Genomic DNA, 25,172 nt, shown 5'->3' with positions numbered 1-25,172 from the left:
GATACTTAGATGAAAAAAATGATACAGATGCTGGTGGTGGCTATAGTAGCCACTACCGGTACTACATATGCACAATACGCTGGCGATGCTATTCGCTTCGGAAATACCAACTACGGCAGTTCAGCAAGGTTCAAAGGTATGGGTGGTGCACAGATTGGTGTAGGTGGGGATATGAGTTCGCTGGGTGGAAATCCAGCCGGCTTAGGTTTGTTCACCAGATCAGAATTCAGTCTCACACCGGAATTCAACAATGCAACTTCTAAAGCAGATTTCCTCAACCAGCGTACCAGCGATTCACAAGACAAAATGAACCTCAATCATGTTGGGGTGGTCTGGTACAGTCCGAGTTTAAGGGCCAAAGGTCAGGACACACAAAAAGGCCTGATCAGTACGGTATTTGGTATCGGCTATAACAGAAACAACGATTTTACGCAGCGTTACAGTTACGAAGGCACCAATGATGCAACTTCCATGCGCGATTATTTCGCAGAACTGGCCAATAGCTCTAAAGATGGTTCAGGTGTTATTCCTGCCAATACGCTGGAAGACATGGCTTTTAATGGCTACCTCATCAATTTCAACTCACCTGGAAATCTGAACAGCTATACCGCAGATCCTTTCACTTCCAACAGACAGTTGAAAACAGAAACCACTTCAGGATCTACATCAGAACTGAATTTCTCGGGTGCCTTCAACATTTCCAATCAGTTCTATATTGGTGCAAGTGTAGGGATCGTCAATCTGCGTTACATCAGTGATGCTGAATATACTGAAAAAGGTACAGTCAACCCCTATGATCCGACTGATGGCTTCACCGGCATTGAAAACTACAACCTCTCTTTTGTTCAAAGTCAGGAAACCAAAGGATCGGGTTTCAACGGACGTCTTGGGGTGATCTTCAGGCCTGTTCCTGAATTCCGCCTGGGTGCCACCTTACAAACACCGACCTGGCTGTACATCGATGATTCTTATGCAGAAGTACTGAACAATACACTTTCGGGAAAAACACCGTTCAGTACCAACCACCGTTTCAATACAGATGATTTCTCCTACCGCTTAAAAACCCCAATGAAAGGTTCCTTAGGCGCAAGTTACGTCATTGCAGGAACTGCAATCATCTCTGCTGATGTGGATTTTGTAGATTACGCCAGCACCCGTTTTTCAGCACAGAACGGGAATGGCAACGCAACGATCCGCAGCAACAACAACGACATCAAATCCCTATATACTTCCACCATGAATTACAGGATTGGCGGAGAGTACAAAATCGATCAGTTGAGCCTGAGAGCAGGTTATGGCATCAATGGAAGTCCTTTGAAAAATGACAATGACAACATTTACCAGAGAAAATATTACAGCGGTGGTCTGGGTTACCGGATCAACGAATATTTCTTCGATATCGCTTACCAGCGTTCGGAATCAGAAAACAGAATGAGTTCTTATGTACTGGCTGCTGGCGGCGAACCACAAGCCATCGTAAAGAATGCCAACAACAATGTATTCCTGACATTCGGACTGAGATTCTAAAATATTTTCAGCTAAAAAAGGCGGTTCATTCATTTGAACCGCCTTTTTTTATATCATAAGCCCGCGTTCTTTAAAATTTGTGCTGCTTTTAGTTGCACTGCTTCGTCCATAATAAGCTCTGGTGCATGGTGTGGCTTCTTGCGGGCATCAATCACCACCGGTCCGGTACAGCCCCAATGTTTATCTTTGATGAAGGCACCGATACCATAGATATCTGTAGCTGGATTGCTTCTGGTGAAAGTCACCCACACCAGGTTATTGATATTGGAAGCGGTAAACGTAGCATCGTCACAAACTACAATCAGGGCGATTCCCGATAAATCCCGTTTCTTTAAATGTTGGTTCAGGAGTTCATGCTCATCATCCGCAGCGCTTTTACTTAAGTAAACGGGTGCTGTGACCACCAAAACTCCGGGGATCACAAAGGCCGGTGTATGGAATGGCTCCGGCAAATCAAAATCTGCGGGTAACTGTGAACTGAGTTTTCTTTTTGCATCACCCGCCGCAGCAAATACCACTTTAGAACCGCTATTCAGTCCCTCTCCACTATAATCCAATGTATCTATCGTCGTCTGGGTGTGAAAATGCAGGTCTCTGCTAAAATCCATCCGCGCCAGCACGTGTTGGATGAAGGAGGAAAGATCATGCGTATCCAGGTTTTCATCGTCTTCCCTGGCGGCAATAAATAGATATTTGGCCAGGCTCAATTGGTTCTTTCCTAAAATATGATTGGCAATGGTCAGGATTTCCTGGGGACGTCTTTCTTTTAAGTAAGGGGTATAACGTTCGCTCCCGATGGCAAACAAAAGTGGGTGCACCCCCGCTGCATCTACAGCATTGACTTCCTTCAGACCATGGATTTCTTTTGGCAGGGCCGAACCGGCAATTTCATGAATTAAGGCCCCAAAACTGGTATCTTCCTGCGGAGGTCGGCCTACCACTGTAAATGACCAGATGGCATCTTTGCGGTGGTATACGTTGTGCACCTTCATCAGTGGAAAAGGATGTGTCAGACTGTAATAGCCCAAATGGTCCCCAAAAGGCCCTTCTGGCTTATTGTCCTGTGGATAAACAGTACCAGTGATCACAAAATCAGCATCAGCGGAAATACAAAAGCCTTCATCGTCGTAAAAGTAGCGAAAACGTCTGTTGCCCAGGGCACCTGCGAATGTCATTTCGGATAAACCTTCGGGCAGTGGCATTACAGCGGCAAGCGGATGCGAGGGCGGACCACCAACAAATATGCTCACTTTCAGCGGTTGTCCCTTGGCATTGGCCTTGGACTGGTGCACACCGATCCCCCTATGGATCTGGTAATGCAAACCAATTTCTTTATTCAGTTCGTAATCATTTCCAGCCAATTGGATCCGGTACATTCCCAGGTTGGCATTCAGGATGCCGGGTTTATCTGCGTCTTCTGTATATACCTGGGGCATGGTAATGAAGGGCCCGCCATCCATAGGCCAGTTGACGATCTGTGGCAGTTCACTGATGCTGGTCTTACTAAAGGCATTTTTAAAAAGCTGTTGCTTCATTGGTAAAGCCGTCAGTGCACTAAGTCCGACCGAAGGAAGTTTAAGTGGGTTCTTTAGTGCTTTTACGGGATCAGAGCGAAGGTTGACCAACTGCTCTACTTTAGGAAGGCTGTCCCTGAACATAAATTTTGAACGTTCCAGCGTGCCGAAAAGATTAGATACCGCAGGAAATCTGCTCCCTTTCACCTTTTCAAAGTAGAGGGCCGGTCCCTGTTGCTCATACACCTTTAAATGTATTGCAGCCATTTCCAGATAAGGGTTCACTTCTTCTTTAATTCGGATCAAGTGTCCGTGCTTTTCCAGATCTGCTACACAATCTGCTAAACTTTGATATCCCATATAGTCAAATTTTCAACGCTCAAAGATATCAAACAACGGCATAAAACACGTCATGCTGAAATAAATTCAGCATGACGAAATTTGTTATGATGTAATATTAAATACAGTATTACTGACTATTTCTTGCCAGCAAAATTACTGACTATTTTTTACCGGCAAAAGACCTTAACATCCAGGTATTCTTCTCTTTAAACTGCATAAAACGGTTCACCATATCATTGGTACCGTCATCACTTGCAGCATCAGAAGCTTCTAATAATTCGCGTTCCAGTTGGATCAGTGTAGCCATGTCTTCCAACACCGCGTCTACCATATCCAGGTCTTTAAGGCCTATCGTATCGATTTCCTTGATCGTAGATTCTTTGATGTAATCTGAAAAGCGACTATGAGGTGGCTTACCCAGGGTCAGCACACGCTCGGCAATCTCATCTATTGTCAGTTGTGCGTTGGTATACAATTCTTCAAATTTAACATGCAAAGTGAAGAAATTCTGCCCTTTGATATTCCAGTGACACCCTCTTAACTTCTGATAATGAACATGGTAATTCGCCAGGTAATCATTCAGCAAATCCACTACAGGCCTTACTTCTTTCTCATTTAAACTAATTTCTTTTGCGTCCATTGTATATATTTTTTATTTTGTGATTCTACGGCTAATATAACAAGGGAAATCTGGATTAGTTTATAAAACATTGTCATGATACAATAGTATTTTACAATGCGCGTTTATACTTACAACTCAGGGCTTATTGATATTATTCGTATTATTGCTAAAATTTTTGAACCGAGATTAATGTATAAATATTATATCGTATCCATCTTTGCTGCTGTTTTAAGTGTAAGCGCAGCGAGTGCAGGTACAAGGGATTCTATAGGGGTAGAAAATAAAAACGGAAAAAAGGTGATCATCCATCAGGTGCTAGCCAAAGACACTTATTACTCTATTGCACGCAGGTACAATGTGGTACCTAAGGATGTCATGAATTTTAATGACAGCAAATTTCTGAGCATCGGCATTACCATTAAAGTCCCCACCAACTTACCTTTTACAGACAATAAAGTCAGCACCACACCAGTAGCAACTGCTAATGGTACAGATGTGCAAAACCTGACCGAACATGTGGTCCAGAAAAAGGAAAACCTGAACATGCTGGCCGAAAAATACGGTACTACCGTAAACGAGATCAAAAAAGCCAATAACCTGACCAGCATCAACCTTCAGATCGGACAAATCTTAAAAATACCGGCAAAGGTAGTTGCAGAACCAGAAAAAACAGAGGTAATGGTAGCTAAAATAGATCCTCCAAAGCCTGTTGTAGTTGTAAATAAAAAGGAGCCCATTGCGAAACCTGTTGAGCAGACTGCTGACGAGGAATTTATTGAGCATACTGTAGCTTCAAACGAAACCATGTATTCTATTGCCACCCGCTATAAGATCAGCATGGATCAGCTGAAAGCAAAGAATAACCTGAAAGACAATGCTCTGAGCGTCGGACAAAAGTTGCTGATCAAAGGCCAGTATCCCGCTAAAAAGCCTTTTACTCCTCCTGTGACCACAACAAGTACCAGCACAGATCCCGACAGCAACAATACCATTAAAGATCCTTCTTTGAAATATGCAGCAAGCCGTTACGGTCTAAACCAGGTTGATGAAAAAGGCACTGCGGTATGGATCGCTGATGCGGACCTTGATCCCTCAAAAATGCTGGTATTGCACCGCACTGCACCCATTGGAAAAGTAATTAAAATTACCAATCCAATGACCAACCGCACTACTTTTGCCAAAGTCGTAGGAAAATTTACAGAGAACGAGTCGACAAAAGATGTAATTATCGTCATGACCAAAGCTGTTGCAGATGCATTGGGTGCTTTGGATAAGCGTTTTTACTGCAATTTAACTTATGGACCAGACCCGGTAGAGAATGAACAATAACAAGCCTTTCATCATCGGTATCGCCGGGGGCAGCGGTTCCGGTAAAACATTCTTCTTAAACAGTTTCCTTCACCACTTTAAACACGATGAGGTCACACTGGTCTCCCAGGATGATTATTATTTCCCTGCCGGAGATATGACGCAGGAAGAAAATAAACTATACAATTTCGACCTGCCTTCGACCATCGACAATGAGCAGTTCCTCCTGGACATCAAAAAACTCGTAAAAGGTGAAGTGGTCTATAAAAAAGAATACAATTTCAATAATCCGCTGGCGGTTGTTAAAATACTGGAAGTAAAACCAGCCCCGATCATCATCGTTGAAGGGCTCTTCATTTTGCATTTCCAGGAAATTGCCGCAATGCTGGATCACCGCATCTTTGTAGAGGCGGAAGAATCCGTAGCACTCCAGCGCCGCATCAAACGTGATGGTATGGAGCGCGGTTACCCTGAGGATGATGTACTGTATAAATGGCACAACCACGTCGTACCAGCCTACAAGGAATTCTTACTTCCCTACAAGGAAATTTGCAATACCATCGTCGTCAATAACAACGATACACCGGATGACATCATCAGGATTACCGAAGAAATTTCCATAGATCTGAAAAAAGAATACTGCAGATAGATGATGGAATTTTAATCCATCATCATTTCGGGTACATCTTCATCAGCATACAATTTACCAGAGGTAACCTCACGAATATACGCTACACTTACACCGGGTGCCCGCTCCAGCAGTTTAAAACCACCTTCAGGCAGTACATCCAGCACAGCAAGTTCAGTCACGATCTTTTTGATACATTTCACACCCGTTAACGGTAAGGTGCATGCAGGCAATAGTTTACTTTCCCCTGCCTTATTCACGTGCTGCATCGCAACTATGATGTTTTTGGCTGAAGCTACCAGATCCATCGCCCCTCCCATACCCTTCACCATTTTACCTGGAATTTTCCAGTTGGCAATATCTCCATTTTCGGAAACTTCCATCGCACCTAAAATCGTCAGGTCGATCTTCTGACTCCTGATCATCCCAAAACTCAGGGCCGAATCAAATATAGAAGAGCCAGGAAGCGTTGTGATCGTTTGCTTCCCTGCATTGATCAGATCTGCATCTTCCTCCCCCTCAAAAGGAAAAGGCCCCATGCCTAGCAATCCGTTTTCCGACTGCAGGACTACATTAATCCCTTCCGGGATATAGTTGGCTACCAGTGTTGGAATACCAATTCCAAGGTTGACATAATAGCCATCTTTTATCTCTTTTGCGATGCGTTTCGCAATTCCGTTCTTATCCAGCATATTTGGTCAGGCTTAATTTTTGGTTCTTACTGTGCGCTGTTCTATCCGCTTCTCATAATCGGCTCCCTGAAAGATCCGGTGTACAAAAACACCAGGCGTATGGACCTGATCAGGATCAAGTTCACCAGCTTCTACCAGCTCCTCTACCTCTGCAATCGTTACCTTTCCGGCCATCGCCATCACAGGATTGAAGTTACGACTCGTCGACCTGTAGATCAGGTTTCCTGCAGTATCACCTTTCCAGGCCTTAACCAGGGCAAAATCCGCATCAAAAGCATACTCCATCAAATAGTCTTTACCATTAAAATTACGCACTTCCTTGCCTTCAGCCACTTCTGTTCCCACCCCTGCAGGAGTGAAAATAGCAGGCATACCATAACCCGCAGCCATACAACGGGTAGCCAGCGTTCCCTGAGGAATCAACTCCACTTCAAGTTCTCCACTCAGCAACTGTCGCTCAAATTCCGCATTTTCCCCAACATAAGACGAAACCATCTTTTTTACCTGGCGCTGCTGTAGCATCAGCCCGATTCCAAAATCATCCACACCTGCATTGTTAGAAATACAGGTCAGGTCTTTTATTCCCTTCTTTACCAGGGCAGCAATGCAATTCTCCGGGATACCGCAAAGCCCAAAACCTCCCAACATGATGGTTGCACCATCCGGGATATCCCTGGTCGCTTCTTCAGCCCCTGAAACCACTTTATTGATCATATCATAATAAGTTTGCGACTAAATTATACTATAAAATGTGTTTGAACCAACTTATTTAGATATTTCTATGATTTTGTCATCTGAGCCATTGCTGCTGCCCAGGAAAATCTTTCCTTCCGGCGACTGACAAATGGCACGTAAACGTCCATAGGCGTTCACGTAGAAATCTTTCTGACTTTCAATTTGATCTCCTGCAGCATTAAGCTTGAGCTGCACCAGCTTGGAGGCTTTCAGCGTGACCAGTAGCAGGGAGTTTTTAAACTGTGGGATATAATCTGAATTGTAATAGCTGAGGCCGCTGGTGGCGATGGTGGGTGTCCAGGCTGTTAAAGGCTCTACGACATTGTTCGCACTGCAAAAAGCCTGTTCAGTGGTCGTATTGCAATAACCTTCTACATTGGGCCAGCCGTAATTCCTGCCTTTTGCAATCAGGTTGATCTCATCATCGTTGTTCGGGCCATGCTCAGAAGCGTACAATTTACCATTGGCTTCTACCAAACCCTGGGCGTTGCGGTGACCAAAGCTCCATACCCTGCTGCCGGCCGTCGGATTATCGGAAGGGATACTTCCGTCGAGGTTCAACCTCAAGATCTTGCCTGACAATGAGTTTTGGTCCTGTGCATTGGCAGCCACACTGGCGTCCCCTGTAGTCACAAAGAGCTTCTGATCACTGCTGATCATCAAACGGGATCCGTTGTGGATATTTGCTGCCGGGATTTGATCAAGGATCACCAGCGGCGAAGTAAGGGTACCACCGGAATAGGTAAAGCGTACGACTTTTTCTTTATAGGGAGAACCGTAATTGTACACCACATAAACCCATGGGCTGGTACTGAACTGTGGATGTAAAGCCATGCCGAGCAAGCCGCCCTCGCCATTTGATACCACTTCCGGAATGGTATAAACAGCTGTCTTGGCTCCGGTTTCAGGATTTATCCGACTGATCTTACCGGATCTTTCTGTGATCCAGATCTGCTGATCTGGGCCATAAACCATTTCCCATATGTTCGACAAGCCAGAGCTGACTACGCGTGCCTTAAGTGTTACATCTGGCAGCTCTTCTTCAACAGAACCATCGTCATCCTTTTTACAGGCGCTGAACGCAAAAGAGAGCATGAGCAGGGTGTACAATAACGTTTTCATAAGAGAAGATTTTTCTCTTATAACAGGCTAATTATAAATATGTTTAAGAATTAAAGTAAACATAAGTAATGCCGTCGCCGCCCCTGTCGGCATGCTCATCTTCCATTCGGTTCACCTGACTGTATTTCTTCAGGTACTCCCTGATCAGCTTCCTTAAGATCCCGTCGCCTTTACCATGAATAACCTTAATGAAAGGAAAACCCAGCATGATCGACTTGTCCAGGTATTTCTCCAGTTCATGCAAGGCATTCTCCCCACGCATACCGCGCAAATCGAGTTCTGCATTGAAGCTGGATATGGCCTCTGAAATGCTACCGGTATAAGAGCTGCTCTGCGCTGCTTTTTTTGCCTGCTTGTTGCTGATCTTATAGACCCTGTTCTTTTTCAATACCGAACGCAGGTCGCCAAGTGCCACAACCAGATTATCACGGTTGATCTCCAATACCTGACCGGTAGTTTCACTGTTGTTCAGTTGCACCCAATCGCCCACTTCAATCGGTGTATTGAGCGGCTTCACTATCTCTGGCTTCTTCTCTTCCTTCACCTGGTTTTGTACCAGTTCTTTGTTCAGGCTTTGTCTCAGTTGTTTAGTAACTACCTTATCGGCTTGTTTTTCCTTGATCTCTGCAATGGTATTTTCTACCAGCTTATTGGCATTTTTGATGATGGCCTGTGCTTCCAGTTTGGCTTCCCGGATCAATACTTTTTTATTCTCGTCCAGGAACAGCTTCAGTTTTTCGTTTTCAGCCACCAGGTTCTTCACTTTGTTCTGCTGGTTAGAGAGGTTTACTTTCGTATCGTAGATCTGTTTCTTTTCTCTTTCCAGGTCTACCAGCAAACTGTCGATCCTGTTCTGGTTGGTACCCGTCTTTGCCCTTGCAAGTTCCAGTACCTCTTTTTGCAGTCCGATGTTCTGGGCGATCTCAAATGCATAAGAACTTCCGGGTTTACCGATCTCCAGGACATACATGGGTTTCATGCGGTCATTATCAAACAGCATGGAAGCATTTTCCAGTCCGGGCGTATTGCCTGCAAATAGTTTCAGGTTAGAATAGTGGGTCGTAATCACTCCCCTTACCTTCTTATTGTTCAGCACTTCCAGTACTGCCTCAGCCATAGGCCCGCCAAACTGTGGATCAGTTCCCGTACCGAACTCATCAATCATGACCAGCGATTTTGGAGTCGCATGTGCTACGAAATACCTCATTTTGGTAAGGTGGGCACTGTAGGTACTTAGATCGCTTTCTATCGACTGATCATCTCCAATATCGGCAAAGATCTGGTCAAAGATCCCCACTTCGCTGGATTCATGGACGGGGATCAGCAGGCCGGTCTGTACCATGATCTGCAAGAGCCCGACGGTCTTCATGCAAACAGATTTCCCTCCTGCATTTGGTCCGGAAACCAATAGTACCCTCAGATTTTCATTGATATGGGCATTGAGTGGTACCACCGTTTTATGATCCTCTTTAAAGGACAGGAACAGTAGCGGATGCCTGGCATTTACCAGTTTGATCTTTGCTTCTTTGATGAGGACCGGCATGTCTGCTTCCACTTCTATAGCGAACAGGGCTTTAGCCCTGACAAAATCGAGCTTGGTCAGGAAGCCATGGTAACTCAGCAATAATGGCGTGTAAGGTCTCAGTTCTGTCGTCAGTGCAATGAGGATCCTGATGATTTCCCGACGCTTGTCAAACTCCAGGTCACGCAGCTTATTGTTCAGGGAAAAGACCTCTTCCGGTTCAATGTAAACGGTCTGCCCGCTTGCCGACTCATCATGTACAAATCCCTTTAATTTGCGTTTATTCTCTGCCAGCACCGGAATACACATTCTTCCATCACGTATGGTCAGGCTGCCATCGGCCACCCAATTGTTGCTTATGGCCTGTTTATAGATGGAATCCATGCGTTTACGCACGTCCTGTTCTGTTTTGGCAATATCGCCAATGATGTTCTGTAAAGCAGGAGAAGCATTGGGCTTGATCTTCCCTTTAGGGTCCAGTACAGACTCGATTTTTTTCAGGATGTTCTTCTCCACTGGCAGGTGCTCAAATAAAGCTTCCAGGTTGGGATAAATTTCCTTTCTTTCATCAAAAAACCTCAATACCGAGAATACCGTCTGCAGGGAAGCATACATCTGGTGCAGCTCCTCTTCTACCAGGTAAGTACCTTCCACCCTGATCTTATCGGCCAGGCTCTTGATGTCAAAAAATGTACTGATCTGCAAAGGCTCCTGGTTCTCCAGGATGCTTTTAAACTCCCGGGTCTGCCTCAGGAATTTATTGATCTGGTCAAACTTGGTCATGACCTGCATTTTGGCCACCATTTGCTGGCCCATGGGGCTCAGGCAGTGCTTATGAATCAGTTGTCTTACCTCATTAAATCCCAAACGCTCCAAACAATTCTCCGGATACAACATATGATCGTGTTATTCTGTATTATCTTAAATATTTATAAATCAACCTCGGTTGAATGATGTCTTTTTTGCGCGTAGCGGTATCCCTCAGCAACACAGTCTTCCAATAAATGGAATCTGCAGTACGTGTAGAGTCCCTGCGCATTTTTTGCCTGATGTCGTTGGCAATCTTTGCCCCCGCAATGGAATCAGCCTTCACAATGGCCGTTTTACTGGCATTGAGGTCGGCCAGAATTACGGTATACAACTTATCCAGCTCCCTGGGATCTTCCTGGTAGTAATTCAGGCTTTTAGTGTACAATGCGGAATCGATCCCGTATTTCTTATATACGCCTTTATAATAGCTGGCTGCCTTTACTTTCGTAGAGTCCACATTGGCAAGTGTACCTACGTAAGCATCAACCAGGTGGATATCCTGCAATACCTCAGCCATTTCCTCGGGTTGTATAACATCTTTTGGGACACCCGGCTTGCAGCCTGCAATCAGTAAAAATAAGAGTGTGACGTATGTAAATTGCTTCATTTCTGGGTAAAACCTCATTATTTCTTAGACAAAATTCGCTAAGGTTGTTAATTTTACCAAAAATACTGATAAATGAGTATAGCAGATAACTTATTAAAATATAAAAAAGAATTGACAGCAGAACAGGTCGAACTGATCGCTGTTTCTAAATACCAGGATACGGATGCCATCCTGGAGGCCTATGAGGCAGGCCAAAGAATTTTCGGAGAAAATATTGTCCAGGAGATGGTCGATAAACAAGCTAAACTCCCTCAGGATATCCAGTGGCACCTGATCGGTCACCTGCAGAGCAATAAGGTCAAATACATTGCGCCATTCATCACCATGATCCAGTCTGTCGACAGCCTCAAATTGCTTGTAGAGATCAACAAACAGGCAGCCAAACATAAAAGAGTGATCGACTGCCTCCTGCAGATCTATATTGCTGATGAAGATACAAAGTTCGGGCTTGGCTTCGACGAAGCCATAGAATTGCTGCGCTCAGAAGAATTTGCCACACTTAAAAATGTACGCATTACCGGTTTAATGGGCATCGCTAGTAATAATGCGACTGAAAAACAGACCAATGATGAGTTCACTGAACTTAAGGTTTTATTTGACGGCATTAAACTGAGCTTCTTCCGTAAAGAAGATTCTTTTAAAGAGATTTCGATGGGCATGTCCGGAGATTATAAACTGGCCATCGAAGCAGGGAGCACAATGGTCCGTATCGGCAGCAGCATTTTCGGCAAACGCATCATCAAACATTATAAAGCAGAATGAGCATCCACATCAGGGTAGCAGAGAAGGCCGACTGTGCCCGGCTGCTGGAATTGGTACATGAACTGGCCCTATATGAAAAAGCACCACAGGAAGTAACCGTGCGACTAGATGAATTTGAGGACGCAGGTTTCGGTGAGCACCCGGTATGGAAGGCTTTTGTAGCGGAAACAGAAAACAAAATCGTTGGATTTGCCTTATATTATGTAAGGTATTCCACCTGGAAAGGTTGTCGTCTGTACCTGGAAGATTTCATCGTCACCGAAGACTACCGCGGCAAAGGCATCGGAAAGCTTCTTTTCGACAGGATAGTTGAGGAAGCGAAGGAAAAGAATTACAATGGCATGAACTGGCAGGTGCTCGACTGGAACCAACCGGCCATTAATTTTTACGACAAATATGCCGCTGCCTATGAAGCCGGCTGGCTGAATGCCTCTTTTACTAAAGAACAATTAGCAGAACTATGAAAAAATTAGCATTATATGGATTGGCACTGGGCTTCATTGCCTGCCAGGCCGCTTGCCAGACTGAAAAAAAAGATGCCGGACAGACCGATTCAGCTACTTTTACCGCGATAGATACACTGACCTATACTTACGACTCAGTAAGGGTATATCCAAAGCAGCCAGTCTCCAAAAACCCGGCTGTAACAGATACAGCTAAGGCAGTCATCTCCTACCCCGTTTTTAAGGATAGCTCCCTGAGCAGCTTTGTGCTGAAAAAAGTACTGGCTACGGCAGATGAAGGCCGGTCTTATTCAAGCTATCAGACTTATGCCGAGGGTTTCACCAAAGAATTTGAAGATTTTTCAACACAGCAAAAAGACTACCAGCAAACCTGGTTCCTGGACATCAGTACCAAAGTATTGCGCCAGGAAAAAGGATACATCGCCTTACAAACCAGATTTGTAAGTTATATGGGCGGTGCACACCCAAACAGTGTATTCAGCTACCTCAACTATGATCCGGTAAATAAACAGGAAATTCTGCTGGATTCGCTCATTTTACCCGGATCAATGGATAAGTTAAACAGCATTGCGGAAGGCATTTTTCGGAAAAATGAGAAGCTTGCCCCAGGCAGCAACCTGAAAGAGGGGTATTTTTTCGAAAATGACAAGTTCAGTCTAAACCGCAATTTTACCATCACAGAGAAAGGTCTGCAGTTCCTATACAATCCTTACGAAATCAAAGCCTATGTGTATGGCACAACGACCTTATTGATCCCATTCAGTGAACTGAAAGGCATCGCAAGACCCAATTCTTTAATCAGTAGATAATTAATGAAAGTATATAAATTTGGAGGCGCATCTGTGAAAGATGCAGCAGGAGTCAGAAACATCGCAAAAATCATTGCAACGTGTGAGCAAAACAACCTGCTGATCGTAGTCTCCGCAATGGGAAAGATCACCAACAAACTGGAGGAGCTCAATAATGCCTATATCAACGGCGATGACAACAGCCAGGAAATCTTTGAATCAGTTAAAGCCTTCCACTTTGAAATCCTGAACGAATTGTTCCCCGACCATCATCATCCGGTTTATGACGATATCGCCAATAGTTTTGTCGAGGTCGAATGGCTCTTGGAAGAGGAAGCCAATGATGCGGCAGATTATATTTACGATCAGATCGTCTCCATCGGTGAAATCGTCTCCACAAAGATCATCGCAGCTTTCTTAAACGAATCGGGATGCAAGGTGAAATGGATCGATGCCCGTAATTTCATTCATACCGACAATACCTATAAAGAGGGAAAGGTCAACTGGGAGAAAACAGAACAGGAAATTCAAAAACAACTGGTTCCACTATTGGCCAATACCATCGTCCTTACCCAGGGCTTCATTGGCAGCACGAGTGAGAATTTCACCACCACACTTGGCCGGGATGGTTCAGACTATTCTGCAGCAATCTTTGCAGCAGGCTTAAATGCCGGCTCGGTGACCATTTGGAAAGACGTGCCGGGAGTGCTGAACGCAGATCCAAAATGGTTCGATGAAACGGAACGCATTCCGCAACTGTCTTATCATGATGCCATTGAACTGGCCTATTACGGCGCAACCATCATTCATCCCAAAACCATCAAACCCATCCAGAATAAAAACATACCACTGTTTGTAAGGTCATTTATTCAGCCGGATGCCCCAGGTACAGATATCACAGGCACCAACAATCACCTGCCGGTTCCCTCTTTTATTTTTAAAGTCAACCAGGCACTGATCTCTATCTTCCCGAAAGACTTCTCCTTCATCATTGAGGAAAACCTCAGTGACATCTTCAGCTTGTTCCACAAACACAAGGTGAAAATAAACACCATGCTCAATTCGGCCATCAGTTTCTCGGTGAGCTTCGACCACGATGCCAAAAAACTCCAGGAACTCATGGCAGACCTTTCCCTGCACTACAAAGTAAAATACAATACAGGACTGGAATTGGTAACCATCAGGTATTACAACCAGCAAACCATAGATCGGGTAACGGTCAACAAAAACATCCTGCTGGAAGTGAAAAGCAGAAATACCTGTCAGATCGTAATGAGGGATAAATAATTTGAATACACACCTCCTGGATAGCGAAGCGCAAGCGTACATCAATAGCCACCTGAATGCTGATGTACACCATATTGCCATGGCCAAAAGCCCCATTGCACAGGTGGAAGCACGCGAACTGGCAGCTCAGATTGCAGCAAAACAAAAAGCAATGAAGAAGCTCCCGACCTGGTACCACCAGGAAGGGATCTACTACCCCTCAAGCTTGTCCGTTGAGCAAACTTCTTCAGAGACCACTGCCCTTTATAAATCAAAACTGGCGGTCGGCGATGATCTGATCGACCTGACAGGGGGCTTTGGTGTTGACAGCTTTTTCTTCGCAAAGCGAATCCCGGCCGTCACCCACTGTGAAATCAATCCCGAACTGTCTGAGATCGCGGCACACAATGCAAAACAACTTGGGAGCCACAATATCAATTTCATTGCCGGAGACGGACTCGAATACCTTAACAACCACGACGGGCAATTTGGAACCATCTACATTGACCCCGCACGGAGAAGCAGTCAGGGCAAGGTTTTTAAACTTGCCGACTGTACACCCAATGTCGTACAACACCTGGACTTGCTGCTAGAGAAAGCCGACAGGATCATCATCAAGACCGCTCCCCTGCTGGACATTAGTGCAGGATTAAAAGAACTGAAGCATGTCGCTGAAGTCCATATCGTCAGCACTAAAAATGAAGTCAAGGAACTCCTCTGGATCATCGAAAGGGAAATTCCCACACAAGTAAAAATTGTTGCCGTAACGCTAAATGAAGCGGCAAAAAGCTTTAGTTTCTTCCTGAATGAAGAAGTCAGGGCAACCACCTTCGCTACGGCTCCCCTTTCCGGATATGTATATGAACCCGACACAGCAGTGTTAAAAAGCGGGGCCTTCAACCTGATTGCAGAAAGGTATGGGCTTCAAAAACTGGATCAGCAAACGCAACTGTATGTTGCAGAAACATTCAAGCCTGAGTTCCCGGGACGCATATTTAAAATCGGCGAGGTGATGAATGCCGGAGAACTTAAAAAGCAAAAAGACCTGATTGGCAACGTCATTTCGAGGAATTACCAGGAAAGGGCAGAAAATCTGGTCAAAAAATATAAGATCAAAGCCGATCAGCAACGTTTTCTCCTCTTCACACAAAGCAAGAGCCTGGGCTTTATCATCATTGCTGCCGAAATCGAACAGCATTATTAAATACTTCCAGAGTGCTTTAACATTTTTTAACTTACTTTAACATTTGCAAAAATCTATTGTACAAGGTTTTAATTATTTTTGATTAAACCAACAACAGAACCTATGCACCTGGATCAGTACAAAAAGATCAACAATTGGACGGGCTTCCTGCTTTTTGCAACAGCGCTCATTGTCTATACCCTCACGCTCGAACCCACGCTCAGTTTCTGGGATTGCGGGGAATTCATTACAGCCGCAGATAAACTCCAGGTAGGACATCAGCCGGGTGCTCCGCTATTCCTGATGATTGGTAAACTATTTGCCCTCCTCGCTGCCGGAGACACCGCTAAAATCGCCTATTGGATGAACTTCAGTTCAGCCCTGTTCAGCGCAGCTACGGTCATGTTTTTATTCTGGACCATTACCGCCCTTGCCTCCAAATGCTATCCGGGAAAACGTTCTATGAATGAGCGTCTGGGCATCATTGCCAGCGGCGCCATTGGTGCACTGGCCTTTACATTTTCCGATACCTTCTGGTTTTCCGCAGTCGAAGCAGAAGTCTATTCTCTTTCCATGTTATTTACTGCCATGGTGTTCTGGGCCATCCTGAAATGGGAAAACCAGGCAAACGACCGCTGGCTGGTACTCATCGCATTCATTGTCGGACTTTCCATTGGCGTACACCTGCTGAGCCTGTTGGCCATCCCAGCCATTGTCCTGGTTTATTATTTCAAAAAAACAAGTTCCCCAAGCCTTCCCGGAATTGCCAAAGCCATAGCCGTATCCGGACTCATCTGGGCTACAGTACAGTTCATTATCGTACAATATTTTGTGCTCTTCGCAGCCAAACTCGATTTACTTTTTGTAAACACCTTTGGCCTCGCTTTTGGCTCTGGTGCAATCAGTTTCGTTGCCTTGCTTGCAGCCGCAATTGTCTATGGAATCCACTACTCTATAAAGCACCGGAAATACAAGCTCAATCTCGGTCTGATTTGCCTAAGTTTCGTGCTGCTTGGCTTCAGTTCTTATTTCCTGATCATCATCAGGGCAAATGCAAAACCCAGCCTCAATCTCTCCAGTCCTGATAATGCCTATTCCTTATACAATTACCTGGGACGGGTAAATTATGGACAAACACCTTTTCTTTATGGTCAGACTTTCGATGCGGAACGTACCGATATCAAGGAGACAGGACTCGAGTACCGTCGCGGTAAAGAAAAATATGAAGTATCCGGGAAGTCCATGAAGGTCATCTATGACAAAAACATGCTTTTTCCCCGTACCTATAGCGATAAACCTCAGCATGTGGATTTCTACAGGAACTGGCTTGGGCTTGGAGAAAATGAATCTCCTTCCTTCGCCAAAAACCTGAAGTTCTTCAGTTCCTACCAAATGGGATTCATGTACTGGCGTTATTTCCTCTGGAATTTTGCAGGACGACAAAATGACGTCCAGGGACAGGGAAGCAATGATGAGGGCAACTGGATTTCGGGGATAAAAGCCATAGACGCAAGCCGCCTGGGCAACCAGGCCAAACTTCCGGAAAGCATCACCGCTAATGAAGGCTATAACCGCTTCTATTTCCTTCCCCTCCTCATGGGCATAGCCGGACTGATCTTCTTATACCGGAAGAACCGGAACGACGCCCTGGTCGTCCTTACACTGTTTGTATGCACAGGTCTGGCCATCATCGTCTACCTCAACCAGGATCCGCTGCAGGTTAGGGAAAGGGACTATGCCTATGTCGGCTCATTTTATGCCTTTTCCATATTGATCGGGTTCGGAGTAATGGCCATTAAAGCCTTACTGGCAAGAATCAATGCCCCGCAATTGAGCCTGATTATTGCAACTGTCGCCGGACTGATCGCTGCTCCTGGCATTATGGGCTTTGAGGGCTGGGACGATCACAACAGATCCGGGAAGACTACAGCCCTCGACTGGGCTTCCAATTACCTGAATTCATGCGCTCCAAATGCCATCCTGTTTACCAATGCCGACAATGACACCTTTCCTTTATGGTATGCACAGGAAGTTGAGGGCATCCGGACAGATGTACGTGTGGTCAATATGCAGTACCTCTCCGACGATGCCTATATCAATCAGATGAAACAGCAACTGAACCAGTCGGCACCGCTCCCCATCAAAATGGATGGCGATAAATATGTAAAGGGTGTCAGAGATTACCTGTATTATATAGATTATGGTTTCACCGACAGTGTGGAATTGAAAGACCTCATGGCAGTGCTGACTTCTGATCATAAAGAGGATCAAAAAGAATTTACGGATGGAGATTACGACAATTTCCTGCCTACCAAGAAATTCAAGATCACGATCGATGCAGCTCAACTGCTCAAAACCGGAACGATCAAGGCTACCGAGAAAGACAAACTGGCTTCAGAGATGGAATGGACCTACAACAAAAACTATGTCCTGAAATCCGATCTGGCTTTATTCGATATCCTTGCCAACAACAATTGGGAACGCCCCATTTACTTTGCTACTTCCGTTTCCGAAGACACTTACATTGGCCTCGATAAATACCTGTACCTCGAAGGCTATGCCCATCGCCTGCTGCCTTTCAAAGTTGATCCAAACGATGAGCGGGATAAAATGGAACGGACAAATTCGGAGCAGATGTACGACAACATCATGCACAAATTTAGTTTCAAGGGTTTCAAAACTGCAGCATACCTGGATCCGGAGAGCCGCAGGATTGCACAGGGAACCTGGCAATTGAACAATACCCTGGCCAGCAACCTCATTGCCGAAGGAAAACCTGAAATGGCCCACCAGGTTCTATTAAAAAATATTCATGAATTTCCATCAAAAAACTATTCCATTAATGATACCGTCAATAAATTTCTGACGATCCGTAGCCTCTATCAATTGAATGACCTCAGCAATGCCAATCCGCTGATCAGTCAGACCATCAGTTACCTGGATCAGGAACTCAATTACATCACCTCGCTGGATCCCCGCATGCTCCCCGCCTACACCAGGGATATTAAGATCAGTCTTTCCATGCTCTACGAGCTGGATAAAATGACAGCAGAGAAAAAACAAATGCCGCTCAACCAGCAGATCAGGGAGCAATACCAAAGGCTGGAAGCGCGGCTCAGCAGTTAACACATGCGCTCACACAAATAGTAACCCAAGCAAAAAGCCATCCCTTATCAGGATGGCTTTCGCTATTGTAAACCTTTCGTTTATTTATTCGGCTGAGGTGTAGTCCTCAGGTAAGGTTTGATTACCTTGTGTCCTTTCGGAAACTTCGCCGGAATGTCTTCTGTTTTAATGCTGTTCATTACCACTACATCATCGCCATCCTTCCAGTCAGCCGGTGTAGCTACACTGTAGTTTGCGGTCAGCTGCAGCGAGTCGATCACCCGCAATACTTCGTTGAAGTTACGACCAGTAGAAGCAGGGTAAGTCAGCATCAATTTCACTTTTTTATCAGGAGAGATGATAAACAAAGAACGCACAGTAAGTGTCTCCGAAGCATTCGGGTGAATCATATCGTAAAGATCGGCTACCTTTTTATCTTCATCCGCAATGATTGGGAAATCTACTTCCGTATTTTGAGTTTCGTTGATGTCTTTGATCCATCCCTTATGCGATTCTGCAGAATCTACACTCAAGGCAAGTACTTTCACATTTCTTTTTTCAAATTCGCCCTTCAATGCAGAAGTACGTCCCAGTTCTGTGGTACATACCGGGGTATAATCTGCCGGGTGTGAAAACAACACCCCCCAGCTATCACCCAGAAATTCATAAAAATCGATATGACCAATAGAGGTGTCTGCCTGAAAGTTTGGCGCTACATCGCCTATTCTTAAACTCATAATTTTATAATTTTAGTTGTCAAATAATAACCTTTACAAGGTAAAAAATAATGTCTACAAATTAAGTATACTAAATTAAAATAATTCTCCTTGATTTGTAATATCTTCATCCCCACCCAGGAAATGAATCTCCGGCACATTTGCCCCCAAATGCTTGTTGAATTGCTGAATGGTGTAATTGGCCAGGATCGGAGTATCCTTCTCATCATGCTGGTGCAGGAAAAAATATACCTTCTTCAGACCTTGATCCAGCCAGCTTTTGATACGTACGGTCCATTCATCTATCCGGGCGAAATCTGAATCCTTAAACTCCTGACCATTCCCTACAAAACGGATAAAAATTTCCGGAATCGTCAGTTCCATATGTACGCAGTCCCTCCTGCCGCTGGCATCGGTAATGGCCGCTCCTTTTTTTAGCCTGTTAAGCATTGCAAAATAGCGTTGCCTGATCTCAGCATCAGCATACCAGTCCGGATGTCTTACTTCAACAAAAACTTCCAGATCCTGGGGTAGTTTTTCCAGATATGCCTCCAGTACTTCAAAATTGTTTGGCCCAAAATTGTCGCCCAACTGAAGAAAACAAGGTCCAAGGAAAGGGCCAAACTCAGATATACTCGACAAATACTGATCAGTTGCTTCTTCGGCATTTTTCAAACGTTTAATGTGGCTGATGGTTCTTGAAAATTTAGGACAAAACAGGAAATCATTGTCTGAATTTTCTTCAACCTTGAGCCTCCATTTACGGATCAGATCAGCTTTAGGAATGCTGTAAAATACAGCGTTAAGTTCGATTGAATTAAAATGCTTTACATATTGATCAAGAAAATCAGCTTCTTTAGTCTTTTTTGGATAGATCATATCCAACCATTCTTTTCTCCCCCATTTTGCACAGCCAATATAAAAGCCGGGCTTTTCCCCTACTTTTAAACCAGACAGCGTCAACGCGGTCTGCGCACCATCTGCCGGCAAAGTGAAATCTACATGATTTACCTGTTCAGCAGGTACTTTTCCAAAATCCATAATCAAAAACGTATAAAACAAAAACGCCGAAACTTAGTAAAAAGTTTCGGCGTTTTCTGCTTTAAGATCCGGTATTATTTAAACACCTTCACCATGAAGACATAATCTTTCAATTTTTCCAATTGCTTGGTCCTGCTCAGGCCCTGCAACGAATTCCTTTTATTAAAGGCAACCTTTTTACCTAAAGAATCTTTAGATATGGAATTCAGTGCCTCTTGTATGTATTTCGATTTAATGGCAAAGGTAGCACCATCTATCTGGTTCAGCTTTGCACTGATCACACCTATGATGTTTCCATTTTGATCCAACAGAGGTCCCCCGCTATTTCCTGGATTTACATCAATACCCACCTGATATTGCGTAGAATCATAAGAGTTGTAACCGGTTTTAGAACTTACATAGCCAAGACCGTATACCGCTTCATCTTTAGGGAAACCCAGCGTATACACTTCATCACCCATGCTGATACTATTCTGTTTCAAGCGATAAGGTAAGTTTGGAAGTGATTTAAAAGACTCACTCTCTATCTTAAGAATAGCCAAATCCCGCTGTGACTCTATAGGGATGACCCTTACTTTATATTCATTTCCTTTGCTGTCCTGCACATAAACAGAATCTGCACCCTCAATCACATGCTGGTTGGTCAGGATGTACCCATTAGAAGTCAAGGCAAAACCTGTTCCTCCATAGTTGGCTGGTTTAGTAGCTTTTGGCGTATTTGCAATCACATTACTTGAATGGATCTTACGGATCAGGTCGCTTTGGTCACGCCTCACTTTTGCAAGCTGTCTGCTGACCAGCTCCACATCCCCTATCTGCTTCGTATTTTGGTTGATGGAATAAACCGTAACCGCAGTCAGTAGTATAAAAGATGCAGCCACTGCGATCGCCGCTTTGTTTTTACGCCACATGTTGACGATAAAAGAAGGGTGCGGTCCAAGCTGTCTGCTTAAACCAGCTACATCAATTTGTTGATGCGCATTGTCCATCCTCTGTTTCAGGTCCATCACCTCAGCATAATCTGCCATTGCCTCCATAAAAACTTTATGCGTCACTACCTTATGATCCACCGTAGAATCATTCAGCCGTAGTTGCTCAAAAGCCTTTACTTCCGCTTCAGTAAGTTTACCATTCAGGTAATCTTCAATTATACCTTCTAACTCGATCTCGTTCCTCATTTCAAAGTGATTGAAAAAATAATTTCTTTAACCTTTGCAGGCATTTGTATTTCTGTGTCTTGGCGTTATCCGTATTGGTATAGCCAAATTTTTCACAGATGTCCTGCATCGACAAATTGTGTATGTAAAAATCCTGAATAATGGTTTTGCAGGGTTCACCCAGATGAAGCAGTGCCGATTGCATTTTCTCAAACTGCTTGTCTTTCTCCTCGTGCTGCTCTACTTCCTCTTCAACTGCCATGACATCTTCAAAATCGGAGATGTTGTTTGACTTTTTACTTTGCTGCGCCAGCTTTTTGAGCCAGATGCGCCTGCATACTGAGTAGATATAGGTTTTTAATTTACTGCTTAACTCAAAATTTCCGCTCTTAATTTTGTTGTATAAGACGATGATTCCTTCCTGGTAAACATCTTTTGCGTCGTCTTCATCACCGTTGTTATTCAAAATAAACTGTAAGATCATCGGAAAGTACCCCGTATACAATCTATTTAGCGCATCTTCTGAGTTATTTAAGATCCCTAAAACTACCTCTCTATCTGTTGGAACTGAACTGCTTAACTTATTACTCACCAATTAATACATTTATACGTGAATGGTAACCCAATGTTAACTAAAAAAAATAATCTTTTTAGGATTTACCCTTAATACCGCCCAATTGGCGTGGGTAACCCGATAATCTTTTTTTTATTTCACTTGATTATTTACAGGTAAACAGTACATTTGCGGCCGGTAAAAAGAGGTAAAAAAATTATTTTTATTTTTTTTGAAATACTTGGGTTACCTTTTAAAGTTTACCGTATTAAGTGTAAAATTAATTAATTATTTAAAACAGAATTAGAATGAAAAACGCATTTAAATTTGGCTTTTTAGCTTTAGCAATCTCTTTATCAGTAGCAGCTTGTTCATCTGAGAAAAAAGCAGAATCAACTGATACAACTGTAGTTGACTCTACTACAACTGTAACTACTGTTGACACTACAGTAACTGACTCAACTGTACAAGATACAGCTGTTAAAACTACTACTGAGACAACTGCTCCAGCTCACTAAGCTAAGTTGACTTTTTAAAAAAAGGCTTCCGAGGTATACCCGGAAGCCTTTTTTATTGCATACCACTTTCTTTCCCAGATCAGATTTTCTTCGATCTAAGCTCCAAGGATCGACGCTCATTCCAAATTCAGCCAATTTATTTTCTATTAAAGTCAAATGGAACCAAACCGCTGGTCTCATCCCAGACTGCAGGATTTCGCATTTCTATTGAACACCTCAGCGGCATCTGATTCAGATTTACTTCGGTTCCAATCGAAGCAGATGCGAAAGAGATGTGTGACAGAGCCCTATCAATTCCCTCTTCTCCTAAGACGCATCATTGTTAACAAAAATTTAATCAAAAAATTTTAAGGCGAATTTGAGTATTATTCTCAGAAATGCATACTCTTGCATCTGGATTTCATATATTTAGAATAAGGGAACATTATGATCGCTCACAGTGCGCTTTCTGATCAGGAGTTGACCGCTTTGTTAAAGCAGGGAGACCGCATTGCCTTCACTGAAATCTACAACCGCTATTGGCCACCGCTTTTCCTCCATGTACGGAAAATGCTATCGGATGACGACCGCGCACAGGATGTGGTTCAGGAATTATTTACCTGGATCTGGCTAAGGTATGAACAACTTGAACTCAACACTTCTCTTGCAGCCTATCTGTACAGTTCCGCCAGAAACCGGGTACTGAATGAATTCAAGCATGAAAAAGTTAAAATAGCGCGACTGGATGAAATCCTGGCTTTCATTCAAAAAGGTGTCTATGAAGCGGATGAAGCTTTACGCCTGAAAGAGCTTGGACAGCTCATTGAAGCTGAAGTAGAAAAAATGCCTGCACGGATGCGTGAAATCTTTGAACTTAGCCGAAATGAACACCTGAGTCATAAAGAGATCGCAGAGCGGTTGAACATTTCTGAGCATACCGTTCGCACGCAAATCCAGCGTGCCCTCAAGCTACTGCGGCTGAAACTCAATGTCCCAGCCGCGGTAATGGCCATCATCATGACGGCTTTGAAATAAAAATGACGGCCTAAATCTAGGCCTTATTTTTTATTAAAAATCTCCTGAAGTTTTTTATCCAGCTCCTCGCCACGTAAATACTTTCCAATGATCTTACCATTAGGATCAATCAGGAAGTTCATCGGAATTGCTGTTACTTCGTAAAGCAATCCTGCTTCATTATCCCAACCTTTAAGGTCACCAACCTGTTTCCAGCTCAGTTTGTCATCCTGGATCGCTTTAAGCCATTTTGCTTTATCGGCAGCCTTATCCATTGACACACCAAGGATTTCAAAACCTTTGGCTTTATATTCGGCATAGGCTTTTACAAGATTTGGATTTTCGCGTCGACAAGGAGCACACCAGGAAGCCCAAAAATCTACCAGTACATATTTCCCTCTGTAATCGGATAGTTTCACCATCTTACCATCCTGATCGGGCTGTGAAAAGTCCGGTGCTGCTACCCCATCCTGTGTTTTTTTCACCTTCGAGATCCGGGCCTCCAGTTCTTTGCCCAGGTAAGTATTCCTCAGCTTTTCGTCGATCCCAAGAAATACCTTTTCCATGGCCAGCGCGTCGAACTCCTTCCCCAAAGCAGAATTGAGCGCCATCACTGCCATATATTGTTTAGGATTCTTCTGCACATAGTCTAACTTGGTGGCTATGATCTGCTGCTCTATAGCTTCCGCACGTTGATCCAGCGTCTTTAGATAGCTCTTATCCTGTTTCTTTGCTTCCGGTTGCGCACTGAACTCTTTGTTCAATGCACCATATTGATCGTAGATGGGTTTTAGGAAGGCATCCACACGTTCACTTTCTGTGTTGAGCGGCGAACCCGTGATCACTGCATTTTTAACTGAATCTTTTGCCATCAGGACCATTTGCTCATTGTTACCCAACAAGAAAGCTCTGATGTCCATCTGAGATTTTTTCGAGGGATCCACAGGCCGAGCATCATGGATCACCCTGATGTTTGCTTCAGTAATAGATTCCAAACTTCCTTTAAACTCAAATTTACCGTTTACGATCATGGTTGAATCCATTTTCGAGGTATTACCTGTTTTGATTAAAAGATAGGCTTTTGCCGGCTTGTTCAACTTTCCTACCTGAGCTTTTATACTGTAATTATTTTGCGCATGTATCGCACATGGCGCCATTAAGGCCAGCATTCCTAAAATTATTTTTTTCATATCTTAA

23 protein-coding genes are annotated in these 25,172 nt (G+C 44.0%); 11 read left to right on the top strand and 12 right to left on the bottom strand.

Annotated features, from left to right (window positions below; all coding sequences use genetic code 11):
• Positions 1-9: 9 nt before the first annotated feature.
• Positions 10-1,527: an OmpP1/FadL family transporter gene (locus WAE59_RS03200; RefSeq protein ID WP_337854488.1), complete on the top strand. Its 1,518-nt coding sequence runs from the start codon at positions 10-12 to the stop codon at positions 1,525-1,527.
• Between the two features lie 53 nt (positions 1,528-1,580).
• On the opposite strand, the gene WAE59_RS03195 is transcribed toward WAE59_RS03200, so the two are convergent.
• Together WAE59_RS03195 and WAE59_RS03190 are read right to left on the bottom strand one after the other, a co-directional pair.
• The gene (locus WAE59_RS03195; protein ID WP_337854487.1) at positions 1,581-3,401 is read right to left on the bottom strand and encodes a UbiD family decarboxylase; all 1,821 of its coding nucleotides are present in this window, start codon (positions 3,399-3,401) and stop codon (positions 1,581-1,583) included.
• A 142-nt stretch (positions 3,402-3,543) separates the two neighbouring features.
• A complete protein-coding gene (locus WAE59_RS03190) occupies positions 3,544-4,023 on the bottom strand; it encodes a Dps family protein (protein WP_337854486.1) in 480 nt (159 codons plus the stop codon).
• Between the two features lie 171 nt (positions 4,024-4,194).
• Here WAE59_RS03190 and WAE59_RS03185 point away from each other — a divergent pair, with 171 nt between their 5' ends.
• The gene (locus WAE59_RS03185; RefSeq protein ID WP_337854485.1) at positions 4,195-5,334 is read left to right on the top strand and encodes a LysM peptidoglycan-binding domain-containing protein; all 1,140 of its coding nucleotides are present in this window, start codon (positions 4,195-4,197) and stop codon (positions 5,332-5,334) included.
• Positions 5,324-5,962 carry a uridine kinase family protein gene (locus WAE59_RS03180; protein ID WP_337854484.1) on the top strand — a complete coding sequence of 213 codons (639 nt, stop codon included), beginning with the start codon at positions 5,324-5,326 and terminating at the stop codon, positions 5,960-5,962. Before WAE59_RS03185 ends, WAE59_RS03180 begins: the two co-directional genes overlap by 11 nt.
• A gap of 11 nt (positions 5,963-5,973) precedes the next feature.
• On the opposite strand, the gene WAE59_RS03175 is transcribed toward WAE59_RS03180, so the two are convergent.
• The 5 genes from WAE59_RS03175 to WAE59_RS03155 are packed head-to-tail and all read right to left on the bottom strand — an operon-like array spanning position 5,974 to position 11,429.
• Positions 5,974-6,633: a CoA transferase subunit B gene (locus tag WAE59_RS03175; RefSeq protein WP_337854483.1), complete on the bottom strand. Its 660-nt coding sequence runs from the start codon at positions 6,631-6,633 to the stop codon at positions 5,974-5,976.
• Positions 6,634-6,645: 12 nt separating this feature from the next.
• Positions 6,646-7,347 carry a CoA transferase subunit A gene (locus tag WAE59_RS03170; RefSeq protein WP_337854482.1) on the bottom strand — a complete coding sequence of 234 codons (702 nt, stop codon included), beginning with the start codon at positions 7,345-7,347 and terminating at the stop codon, positions 6,646-6,648.
• Between the two features lie 51 nt (positions 7,348-7,398).
• Complete coding sequence (locus tag WAE59_RS03165) at positions 7,399-8,490, bottom strand: PQQ-dependent sugar dehydrogenase (protein ID WP_337854481.1); 1,092 nt, start codon at positions 8,488-8,490, stop codon at positions 7,399-7,401.
• 43 nt (positions 8,491-8,533) lie between these two features.
• Positions 8,534-10,909: an endonuclease MutS2 gene (locus tag WAE59_RS03160; RefSeq protein WP_337854480.1), complete on the bottom strand. Its 2,376-nt coding sequence runs from the start codon at positions 10,907-10,909 to the stop codon at positions 8,534-8,536.
• Positions 10,910-10,928: 19 nt separating this feature from the next.
• The gene (locus WAE59_RS03155; protein WP_337854479.1) at positions 10,929-11,429 is read right to left on the bottom strand and encodes a DUF4296 domain-containing protein; all 501 of its coding nucleotides are present in this window, start codon (positions 11,427-11,429) and stop codon (positions 10,929-10,931) included.
• Positions 11,430-11,501: 72 nt separating this feature from the next.
• Here WAE59_RS03155 and WAE59_RS03150 point away from each other — a divergent pair, with 72 nt between their 5' ends.
• From WAE59_RS03150 to WAE59_RS03125, 6 genes are all read left to right on the top strand, one after another.
• Positions 11,502-12,191 carry a YggS family pyridoxal phosphate-dependent enzyme gene (locus WAE59_RS03150; protein WP_337854478.1) on the top strand — a complete coding sequence of 230 codons (690 nt, stop codon included), beginning with the start codon at positions 11,502-11,504 and terminating at the stop codon, positions 12,189-12,191.
• Positions 12,188-12,655, top strand: coding sequence for a GNAT family N-acetyltransferase (locus WAE59_RS03145; protein WP_337854477.1), 468 nt, complete (start codon positions 12,188-12,190; stop codon positions 12,653-12,655). Before WAE59_RS03150 ends, WAE59_RS03145 begins: the two co-directional genes overlap by 4 nt.
• A complete protein-coding gene (locus tag WAE59_RS03140; protein ID WP_337854476.1) occupies positions 12,652-13,464 on the top strand; it encodes a DUF3298 and DUF4163 domain-containing protein in 813 nt (270 codons plus the stop codon). The genes WAE59_RS03145 and WAE59_RS03140 overlap by 4 nt, the downstream gene beginning before the upstream one ends.
• Positions 13,465-13,467: 3 nt before the next feature.
• Positions 13,468-14,730 carry an aspartate kinase gene (locus WAE59_RS03135; RefSeq protein ID WP_337854475.1) on the top strand — a complete coding sequence of 421 codons (1,263 nt, stop codon included), beginning with the start codon at positions 13,468-13,470 and terminating at the stop codon, positions 14,728-14,730.
• A gap of 1 nt (position 14,731) precedes the next feature.
• On the top strand, positions 14,732-15,913 hold the full coding sequence (locus tag WAE59_RS03130) for a hypothetical protein (RefSeq protein WP_337854474.1): 1,182 nt from the start codon (positions 14,732-14,734) through the stop codon (positions 15,911-15,913).
• Between the two features lie 102 nt (positions 15,914-16,015).
• Positions 16,016-19,018 (top strand): glycosyltransferase family 117 protein, encoded by a 3,003-nt coding sequence (locus WAE59_RS03125; protein WP_337854473.1) that lies wholly within the window; start codon positions 16,016-16,018, stop codon positions 19,016-19,018.
• Positions 19,019-19,098: 80 nt separating this feature from the next.
• Here WAE59_RS03125 and WAE59_RS03120 read toward each other — a convergent pair whose 3' ends face one another.
• The 4 genes from WAE59_RS03120 to WAE59_RS03105 all read right to left on the bottom strand — a co-directional run bounded on the left by WAE59_RS03120 (position 19,099) and on the right by WAE59_RS03105 (position 22,503).
• A complete protein-coding gene (locus tag WAE59_RS03120) occupies positions 19,099-19,734 on the bottom strand; it encodes a peroxiredoxin (protein ID WP_337854472.1) in 636 nt (211 codons plus the stop codon).
• 75 nt (positions 19,735-19,809) lie between these two features.
• Positions 19,810-20,754 carry a DUF72 domain-containing protein gene (locus tag WAE59_RS03115; RefSeq protein ID WP_337854471.1) on the bottom strand — a complete coding sequence of 315 codons (945 nt, stop codon included), beginning with the start codon at positions 20,752-20,754 and terminating at the stop codon, positions 19,810-19,812.
• A gap of 74 nt (positions 20,755-20,828) precedes the next feature.
• Entirely contained in the window at positions 20,829-21,932 is a 1,104-nt protein-coding gene (locus tag WAE59_RS03110; protein ID WP_337854470.1) for a S1C family serine protease, read from the bottom strand.
• Position 21,933: 1 nt separating this feature from the next.
• Complete coding sequence (locus tag WAE59_RS03105) at positions 21,934-22,503, bottom strand: RNA polymerase sigma factor (RefSeq protein WP_337854469.1); 570 nt, start codon at positions 22,501-22,503, stop codon at positions 21,934-21,936.
• Positions 22,504-22,772: 269 nt separating this feature from the next.
• Between WAE59_RS03105 and WAE59_RS03100 the strand changes: the two genes are divergently transcribed.
• Complete coding sequence (locus tag WAE59_RS03100; protein WP_337854468.1) at positions 22,773-22,982, top strand: hypothetical protein; 210 nt, start codon at positions 22,773-22,775, stop codon at positions 22,980-22,982.
• Positions 22,983-23,408: 426 nt separating this feature from the next.
• Positions 23,409-23,996 carry an RNA polymerase sigma factor gene (locus WAE59_RS03095; RefSeq protein WP_337854467.1) on the top strand — a complete coding sequence of 196 codons (588 nt, stop codon included), beginning with the start codon at positions 23,409-23,411 and terminating at the stop codon, positions 23,994-23,996.
• 23 nt (positions 23,997-24,019) lie between these two features.
• Here WAE59_RS03095 and WAE59_RS03090 read toward each other — a convergent pair whose 3' ends face one another.
• Positions 24,020-25,165 (bottom strand): TlpA disulfide reductase family protein, encoded by a 1,146-nt coding sequence (locus tag WAE59_RS03090; protein ID WP_337854466.1) that lies wholly within the window; start codon positions 25,163-25,165, stop codon positions 24,020-24,022.
• Positions 25,166-25,172: the final 7 nt, after the last annotated feature.

It is taken from the genome of Pedobacter sp. GR22-6, from assembly GCF_037402555.1.
GTDB lineage: Bacteria > Bacteroidota > Bacteroidia > Sphingobacteriales > Sphingobacteriaceae > Pedobacter.
The sequence above is the reverse complement of the archived record's forward strand: the minus strand, read 5'-3'. Positions and strand labels throughout refer to the sequence as shown.

Coding starts and splice junctions, on each gene's coding strand:
- WAE59_RS03190 (WP_337854486.1), bottom strand. CDS start 4,023: ATGGACGCAAAAGAAATTAGTTTAAATGAGAAAGAAGTAAGGCCTGTA.
- WAE59_RS03150 (WP_337854478.1), top strand. CDS start 11,502: ATGAGTATAGCAGATAACTTATTAAAATATAAAAAAGAATTGACAGCA.
- WAE59_RS03170 (WP_337854482.1), bottom strand. CDS start 7,347: ATGATCAATAAAGTGGTTTCAGGGGCTGAAGAAGCGACCAGGGATATC.
- WAE59_RS03115 (WP_337854471.1), bottom strand. CDS start 20,754: ATGGATTTTGGAAAAGTACCTGCTGAACAGGTAAATCATGTAGATTTC.
- WAE59_RS03095 (WP_337854467.1), top strand. CDS start 23,409: ATGATCGCTCACAGTGCGCTTTCTGATCAGGAGTTGACCGCTTTGTTA.
- WAE59_RS03160 (WP_337854480.1), bottom strand. CDS start 10,909: ATGTTGTATCCGGAGAATTGTTTGGAGCGTTTGGGATTTAATGAGGTA.
- WAE59_RS03200 (WP_337854488.1), top strand. CDS start 10: ATGAAAAAAATGATACAGATGCTGGTGGTGGCTATAGTAGCCACTACC.
- WAE59_RS03120 (WP_337854472.1), bottom strand. CDS start 19,734: ATGAGTTTAAGAATAGGCGATGTAGCGCCAAACTTTCAGGCAGACACC.
- WAE59_RS03165 (WP_337854481.1), bottom strand. CDS start 8,490: ATGAAAACGTTATTGTACACCCTGCTCATGCTCTCTTTTGCGTTCAGC.
- WAE59_RS03135 (WP_337854475.1), top strand. CDS start 13,468: ATGAAAGTATATAAATTTGGAGGCGCATCTGTGAAAGATGCAGCAGGA.
- WAE59_RS03100 (WP_337854468.1), top strand. CDS start 22,773: ATGAAAAACGCATTTAAATTTGGCTTTTTAGCTTTAGCAATCTCTTTA.
- WAE59_RS03090 (WP_337854466.1), bottom strand. CDS start 25,165: ATGAAAAAAATAATTTTAGGAATGCTGGCCTTAATGGCGCCATGTGCG.
- WAE59_RS03110 (WP_337854470.1), bottom strand. CDS start 21,932: ATGAGGAACGAGATCGAGTTAGAAGGTATAATTGAAGATTACCTGAAT.
- WAE59_RS03175 (WP_337854483.1), bottom strand. CDS start 6,633: ATGCTGGATAAGAACGGAATTGCGAAACGCATCGCAAAAGAGATAAAA.
- WAE59_RS03180 (WP_337854484.1), top strand. CDS start 5,324: ATGAACAATAACAAGCCTTTCATCATCGGTATCGCCGGGGGCAGCGGT.
- WAE59_RS03140 (WP_337854476.1), top strand. CDS start 12,652: ATGAAAAAATTAGCATTATATGGATTGGCACTGGGCTTCATTGCCTGC.
- WAE59_RS03195 (WP_337854487.1), bottom strand. CDS start 3,401: ATGGGATATCAAAGTTTAGCAGATTGTGTAGCAGATCTGGAAAAGCAC.
- WAE59_RS03145 (WP_337854477.1), top strand. CDS start 12,188: ATGAGCATCCACATCAGGGTAGCAGAGAAGGCCGACTGTGCCCGGCTG.
- WAE59_RS03185 (WP_337854485.1), top strand. CDS start 4,195: ATGTATAAATATTATATCGTATCCATCTTTGCTGCTGTTTTAAGTGTA.
- WAE59_RS03125 (WP_337854473.1), top strand. CDS start 16,016: ATGCACCTGGATCAGTACAAAAAGATCAACAATTGGACGGGCTTCCTG.
- WAE59_RS03155 (WP_337854479.1), bottom strand. CDS start 11,429: ATGAAGCAATTTACATACGTCACACTCTTATTTTTACTGATTGCAGGC.